At 53.1% G+C, this 1,050-nt stretch carries 1 protein-coding gene; it reads right to left on the bottom strand.

What is annotated here, in order from left to right:
- A partial coding sequence (gene larC, locus Q0394_RS04815; protein ID WP_298945748.1) for a nickel pincer cofactor biosynthesis protein LarC occupies positions 1 to 1,021 on the bottom strand: 1,021 nt, incomplete at its 3' end.
- Between the last annotated feature and the right edge of the window lie 29 nt (positions 1,022 to 1,050).

Here is a 1,050-nt window from a genome sequence, read left to right as displayed (position 1 = left end):
TGCCGATCGCCGTCGTGTGCGTAAAAATCAGATCCTTTAAATTTTGCGCGTCCTGTTTGCGGCACAGCGCGTTTAGCTCAAAGCCCGCGCGCCCCTTTTTCATAAAGATCGAGCGGCTAAAGACGTCCAGCGCGCCGTTTTCGCGTAAAATTTCACAGGCAAGCGCGAAGCTCTCGGCATCCATATCGTCGATGTTGGTGGAGATCAGAATTTGCTTGCAAACTGCGCCGTAGCCAGCTTTTTCGCTTAAATTTCGCTCGCCGCTTTCGTTGTTTAAATCCTCATCGGTCTCGCAAAGCATCACTCGAAGCACGTTTGCAAAGCCTGCGGCGTCTTTGCCGCCAGCGCCATAGCCGATCTTTTCGATACTAAAGCTCGCGCCGTCCGTAAATTCGTCCACGCAGGCCTTTAAAATCGCCGCTCCCGTGGGCGTAGTCATCTCGAAATTTGTGCGTCCGAGGCTTACGGGCACGCCTTTTAAAATTTCGCAAACGGCTGGCGCAGGTACGCTAAGCGCACCGTGATCGCAGATCGCTACGCCGCCGCCGAGCTCGATTTTAGAGCTTACGACGCGCGAGACGCCGAGTTTTTCAAAAAGATATTCGAGGCAGATTGCTGCGCCCGCGACGTCCGCGATGCTATCTATCGCGCCGAGCTCATGAAAATGCACCCGCTCTATGTCAATGCCGTGGACTTTGGCCTCCGCCTCGGCAATCGTGCGAAATATCGCGCCCGCTCTTTGTTTGCAACGCCCGCTCAAATTTGAACTCTCTAAAATTTGCCTGATACCCGCGTAGCTTCTGGCGTGAGGCTTGGATTTTAGCGGCACGACGTCGATTTTTGTCGCGGCGATGCCGTTTTTTAGCACGTTTTTGCGCTCTAGCTTAAATTCGCCGTGCAAATTTAACTTCTCAAGCTCGGCGCAAAGATAGTCAAAATCCACTCCGAGCCCGACAAGAGCGGCCAAGTTCATATCGCCGCTGATACCCGCGCTAGCGTCGTAATATAAAATTTTAGCCAAACTTACGCCTTAGGCACCGTCATCGAGCC

The organism is uncultured Campylobacter sp. (assembly GCF_938039205.1).
Lineage (GTDB): Bacteria > Campylobacterota > Campylobacteria > Campylobacterales > Campylobacteraceae > Campylobacter_A.
The sequence above is the reverse complement of the archived record's forward strand: the minus strand, read 5'-3'. Positions and strand labels throughout refer to the sequence as shown.